The organism is Veillonella ratti (assembly GCF_003992115.1).
Classification (GTDB): domain Bacteria; phylum Bacillota; class Negativicutes; order Veillonellales; family Veillonellaceae; genus Veillonella_A; species Veillonella_A ratti.
Map to the genome: position 1 here is coordinate 1 of NZ_RQUX01000046.1, position 447 is coordinate 447.

General features: G+C 44.7%; 1 protein-coding gene. It reads right to left on the reverse strand.

The genetic code is table 11. From position 1 onward, the window contains the following. Positions 1-447, reverse strand: a 447-nt coding sequence (gene thiE, locus EO124_RS10120; protein WP_127059404.1) for a thiamine phosphate synthase, incomplete at both ends; no start/stop codon positions are given.

Genomic DNA, 447 nt, shown 5'->3' on the forward strand with positions numbered 1-447 from the left:
CAATCGGTAAGCTTCCTGCCACCTTGCGAAGTTCTTCTACACCGTCAAGGCCAATAGGAGCTTTAGCATCATCTTTGGATTGGGTACCGTAAATAGGTCCGATTCCAATATAATCCGCTAAATCAACGCGAGAGGCCTCATATTCTTCCGGCGAATGAATGGACAGTCCAATGATTTTATTCGGAAACCGACGACGTACGTCTTCAATCGGATCATCATCCTGACCAATGTGAACGCCGTCTACATCTAATTCTTCAGCCAAGTCCATATCATCATTCATAATAAACGGCACCTTGTATTCTTGGCATAATGCTTGTGCCTGTTTGGCAAAATCCACTTTTGCTTCACCGGTTAAAGATCCATGACCTTTTTCACGGAATTGAAACATGGTGATGCCGGCCTTTAAGGCTGTCTCAATACAAGTGAGTGCTGCCGTAAGCGGATTGT